This window comes from Cyanobium sp. LEGE 06143, from assembly GCF_015207535.1.
In the GTDB taxonomy this organism is placed as follows: Bacteria; Cyanobacteriota; Cyanobacteriia; order PCC-6307; family Cyanobiaceae; genus NIES-981.
The window spans coordinates 1-3,209 of the sequence record NZ_JADEWP010000233.1 but is presented as its reverse complement, the minus strand read 5'-3'; the positions used below and the strand labels follow the sequence as shown (position 1 = coordinate 3,209).

Genomic DNA, 3,209 nt, shown 5'->3' with positions numbered 1-3,209 from the left:
GATCAACCCGGCCGACGCCACCSSGCCCCAGGTGCTCAGCCTGTTGCCTGTGAAACAATCCCCTCCGACCCCAGCCATCAGCCAACCGTGACGCAAGCCCGCAAGCGCCGGGTCTTCCCCTTCACCGCGATCGTGGGCCAGGAGGAGATGAAGCTGGCCCTGCTGCTGAATGTGATCGACCCGCGCATCGGCGGCGTGATGATCATGGGCGACCGGGGCACGGGTAAGAGCACCACGATCCGGGCCCTGGCCGATCTGCTGCCCGGCATTCCCGTGGTGGAAGGCGATCCCTACAACAGCTCTCCGGAGGACCCCGACCTCCAAAGCGCTGAGGTGCGCCAGCGGGCCGAGGCCGGCGAGCAGCTGCCGGTGGAGCAGCGCCAGGTGCCGATGGTGGATCTGCCCCTGGGGGCCACCGAAGACCGGCTCTGCGGCACCATCGACATCGAACGGGCCCTCAGCGAGGGGGTGCGGGCCTTCGAGCCCGGCCTGCTGGCCAAGGCCAACCGCGGCCTGCTCTACGTCGACGAGGTGAACCTGCTCGACGACCACCTGGTGGACGTGCTGCTCGATTCGGCGGCCTCGGGCTGGAACACGGTGGAGCGCGAGGGGGTGAGCGTGCGTCACCCGGCCCGCTTTGTGCTGATCGGCTCCGGCAACCCCGAGGAGGGCGAGCTGCGGCCCCAGCTGCTGGATCGCTTCGGCATGAGCGTGGAGGTGCGCACCGTGCGGGATCCGGAGCTGCGGGTGCAGGTGGTGGATCAGCGCACCGCCTTCGACCAGGACCCCGATGGCTTCAACGACGCCGTCCAGGCCCGTCAGGAGGCCCTGCAGGCCAGGGTGGTGGAGGCTCAGCAGAGGCTCCCCCAGGTGCGCATCGACGATGACCTGCGCATCCGCATCTCAGCCATCTGCGGCGACCTCAACGTGGATGGGCTGCGCGGCGACATCGTGACCAACCGGGCGGCCAGGGCCCTGGCCGCCTTTGAGGGGCGCACCGAAGTGGACGACGATGACGTGGCCCGGGTGGCGGCCTGCTGCCTGCGCCACCGCCTGCGCAAGGACCCCCTGGAACAGATCGACTCGGGCGATCGGGTGGTGAAGGTGTTCTGCAAGGTGTTCGAGCGGGCCGAACCGAGCGACCGCAGTCAGTTCGAACTGGCCCTGGCGGCCTAGGCGGCCGCGGCTGTGCGCATCCTCGGCATCGATCCCGGGCTGGCAAGGGTGGGCTACGGCGTGATTGATGTCGAGGAGTCCGGGCCGGCAGGGCAGCCCAGGCAGCAGCTGCTGGACTGCGGCATCGTGCGCACGGCCCCGGGGCGCAGCGAGGGCGAGCGGATGGTGGAGATCGCCGGCGATCTGAGGCAGCTGCTGCGCACCTGGCGGCCCGATCTGGCCGTGGTGGAGAAGTTCTTCTTTTACCGCTCCAGCACCACGATCGCCGTGGTCCAGGCCCGGGGCGTGGTGATCATGACCCTGGCCCGTTTCCGGGTGCCGGTGGTGGAGCTGCCGCCGATGCAGATCAAGCAGGCCCTCACGGGCCATGGGCATGCCGACAAAGCGGAGGTGCTGGAGGCCGTCATGCGGGAGCTCGGCCTGGAGACTCCACCCCGACCGGATGATGCCGCCGATGCCCTGGCCGCGGCGCTCACCGGCTGGTTCCAGCGCTGAGACGGCCGGCAGATGCAGCAGCCCCATGGTGCCGGCAAAGAGACGCTGAGAGCGAGCTTCCGGGTGCGCCGCCGAGAGCTGCTGGCCGGCTGCGGCGCAGGGTTGCTGCAGCACCTGGAGGTCCTGCTGGCCCAGGCGGGCTCCTGGCCGCAGGATGGCGGAGCCCCTGTCCTGGCAACGAGGCGGGGCCGGCTGGGCCTCTACTGGCCCCTAGCGGGGGAGCCGGACCTGCGTCCCCTGCTGACCACAAGCCCCACCTGGTGCCGGCACCTGGCCCTGCCGGCCATCGCCGCCGGCCGCCTCGACTACCGCCCCTGGCAGCCGGGGGAGGCCCTGGCCGCTGACGCCTGCGGCATCCCCGCACCGCTGGAGCGGGCGGGCAGGCTGGAGCCCGAAGCCCTGGCGTTGCTGCTGGTGCCGGCCCTGGCCATCGACAGGCAGGGCGTGCGGCTGGGCTATGGCGGCGGCTGGTACGACCGCCTGCGCGGCCAGGAGTGCTGGCGGCGGGTGCCTGCCCTGGCCGTGCTGCCCTCCGGCTGCCTGTGCGACCAGCTCCCCAGGGATCCCTGGGACGTACCCTTCGATGGCTGGCTGACGGAGCGGGACCTGCACTGGCTGGGCAAGACTGAGCCGGCTGCTCCCCATCTGGACGGTCACGACAAACCTTGACAAAGCCTCGGCAGGCAGCTCATCTGCCGGAGGGATTTGCGAAGATCTCGCGAGCGGCCACACCGAATTCTGTGACTCTGTCTGTGAAGCTGTCTGCCCCCACCACAGCCCCGAGTGCCGCCGATCGCGTCCTCGCCTCCGAGCTGGCTGGTCGGGGTGATACCCACGACGCCCTCTCGATGATGGTGAGCTCGATGGTGCGGATGGTGCAGGCGGGCCAGAGCCGCGACAGTCGCTGGCAGGATTCCTGAGCTCGTTGTTCCACGCCTTCAGCCCCCATGCCACTGGACCCCATGGCTGCTGCCTCTGAGCTTCGTGTCGCCCGCTGGCGAGCCAGCACGTCGCTGTCCTGCCTGGCTCCGGCGCTCGCCGCCGCCACGGCCCTGGTTCTGGGGGCGGCCAGCAGTGCTCCGCCGGCCAGGGCCCACGCCATCGAGAGCAGCCTGGATCGGGTCCAGGCCCTGAACAACGACTTCCTGCTGGAGAGCCGCTTCGGCACCGGGGAGCCCGCCGACGACGCCATCGTGCGGCTGATGCCCCCCGGCGGCGAGCCCATCGAAGTGGGCCGCACCGATGGTGAGGGGCGCCTGCGCTTCAGCCTGCCCAGCCAGGCCAGCCCCGACTGGGAGGTTCAGGTGGACCGGGGCCCGGGCCACCGCGACTACCTGGAACTGCCGGGATCCCAGACACCGCCGCCCGGCCTCGAACCCAGAGCCCCAAGCCGCCCGATCCGTCCGCTGGCGCTGCGGCCCTCCACGGGCTGGCTGCTGGGCATGAGCGCCATCGGTGGGGGCGCAGCCGCCATGCTGGCCCTGCGTCGCCGCCGCTGACTGAATGGCCGAGCCCACCCCCGGGGCCACGGGCAGCCC

General features: G+C 71.1%; 5 protein-coding genes. All 5 read left to right on the top strand.

Going from position 1 to position 3,209, the window contains the following annotated elements; genetic code table 11:
• The first annotated feature begins 87 nt into the window (after positions 1 to 87).
• Complete coding sequence (gene bchI, locus IQ216_RS12830; RefSeq protein WP_186697005.1) at positions 88 to 1,176, top strand: magnesium chelatase ATPase subunit I; 1,089 nt, start codon at positions 88 to 90, stop codon at positions 1,174 to 1,176.
• Between the two features lie 12 nt (positions 1,177 to 1,188).
• A complete protein-coding gene (ruvC, locus tag IQ216_RS12825) occupies positions 1,189 to 1,671 on the top strand; it encodes a crossover junction endodeoxyribonuclease RuvC (protein ID WP_186697006.1) in 483 nt (160 codons plus the stop codon).
• Between the two features lie 12 nt (positions 1,672 to 1,683).
• On the top strand, positions 1,684 to 2,340 hold the full coding sequence (locus IQ216_RS12820; RefSeq protein ID WP_193815782.1) for a 5-formyltetrahydrofolate cyclo-ligase: 657 nt from the start codon (positions 1,684 to 1,686) through the stop codon (positions 2,338 to 2,340).
• A gap of 83 nt (positions 2,341 to 2,423) precedes the next feature.
• A complete protein-coding gene (locus IQ216_RS12815; RefSeq protein ID WP_228007498.1) occupies positions 2,424 to 2,591 on the top strand; it encodes a hypothetical protein in 168 nt (55 codons plus the stop codon).
• A 42-nt stretch (positions 2,592 to 2,633) separates the two neighbouring features.
• On the top strand, positions 2,634 to 3,170 hold the full coding sequence (locus IQ216_RS12810; RefSeq protein ID WP_193815780.1) for a hypothetical protein: 537 nt from the start codon (positions 2,634 to 2,636) through the stop codon (positions 3,168 to 3,170).
• Positions 3,171 to 3,209: the final 39 nt, after the last annotated feature.

Coding starts and splice junctions, on each gene's coding strand:
- IQ216_RS12820 (WP_193815782.1), top strand. CDS start 1,684: ATGCAGCAGCCCCATGGTGCCGGCAAAGAGACGCTGAGAGCGAGCTTC.
- IQ216_RS12810 (WP_193815780.1), top strand. CDS start 2,634: ATGGCTGCTGCCTCTGAGCTTCGTGTCGCCCGCTGGCGAGCCAGCACG.